1 protein-coding gene is annotated in these 1070 nt (G+C 56.4%); it reads right to left on the bottom strand.

The window, feature by feature from the left end; genetic code table 11:
• Positions 1–19: 19 nt before the first annotated feature.
• The gene (locus FYC77_RS19985; RefSeq protein WP_149083244.1) at positions 20–1021 is read right to left on the bottom strand and encodes an IS5-like element ISNpe18 family transposase; all 1002 of its coding nucleotides are present in this window, start codon (positions 1019–1021) and stop codon (positions 20–22) included.
• Between the last annotated feature and the right edge of the window lie 49 nt (positions 1022–1070).

Genomic DNA, 1070 nt, shown 5'->3' with positions numbered 1-1070 from the left:
GAGCGTGTCATAGAATCGATCACAGGGTTTTGAGCTTCGTACGTCCGGGATTGTGTCCTCTTTCGTAGTTGGTGACTGCGACGATTACGCGGAGACACAGTGCAAGGAACACCTGTGTTCGTGCATGTACGCGGCCTCGGGCGCGGACGTGCCCGAGGCCGCAGTCCTTGCAGGCTTCGTTTGTTCGTTCCACTTGCGTCCGATGATCGTACGTCCCGGCGAGTACTGACTGTTTGAGACTGATGTCTTCGGCGTGTTCGTCAATGCGGTCTTCGACCCTGTATTCGATGTCAAGTGGATCGTCCGTATTGCGTGGGTTGTACGGCGCAATCGGCACGACTCCCTGCGACAGCAGGAAGTCGTGCCACTCCAGCACGTCGTAAGCGCTGTCTCCGAGCATCCAGATCGGTGTATCGACGGCGAGCGCGTCCTTCGTGACGCGCATCGCCGTCTCAGCATCGATCTGCTTTCGTTGTGTAAACTCTGCAGCAATCGGAATCTTTGGCCCGGCCGACACAATCACACAGCCGAATCCGTAGTAGTGTTCCTCAGCCGTTGAGTCATAGTTCCACGTCGCTTCATCGTTGTACTGGATTGCAGTGACGTGAGTCGAATCGATGCGGTATGTGGAGTCGAGCAGGCCCCGGCAGGCGGCCTGCTCGACGAGGCGGTCGAAGACATCATCCACCACCAATTCAAGATCAGTGAGAAACCGATCAACAGTGTCTCGTGAGGGCGGCTTCTCGAAACCGCAGGAGAGCCAAGTGAGTGTATTGTGGAGTTCTCGTGTGACTGGTCGTGTGCCGTAGATGCCTTTGTAGTAGCAGTGCAGGAAGCCTTTGAAGAGTTCTGGTGGGTTGTGGACTCGTGTTCGCCCCCTCGAAGCGGGGGCGAACACGTCGTACTCCAGCAGAAACTCGAACTCTAAGTACTCGAATAGCGGTGCTGTCTCCGTAGCCGCGACATTCAAGAAGTCGTCAACCGAAGCTACGCCTTGCAGGGTTGTGGCGCTGCTGGACACAGTTTCCACACCCTGCTGCCTTCGTTGAGAACGTTTCTATGACACGCTC

It is taken from the genome of Natrialba swarupiae, assembly GCF_008245225.1.
In the GTDB taxonomy this organism is placed as follows: Archaea; Halobacteriota; Halobacteria; order Halobacteriales; family Natrialbaceae; genus Natrarchaeobius; species Natrarchaeobius swarupiae.
The sequence above is the reverse complement of the archived record's forward strand: the minus strand, read 5'-3'. Positions and strand labels throughout refer to the sequence as shown.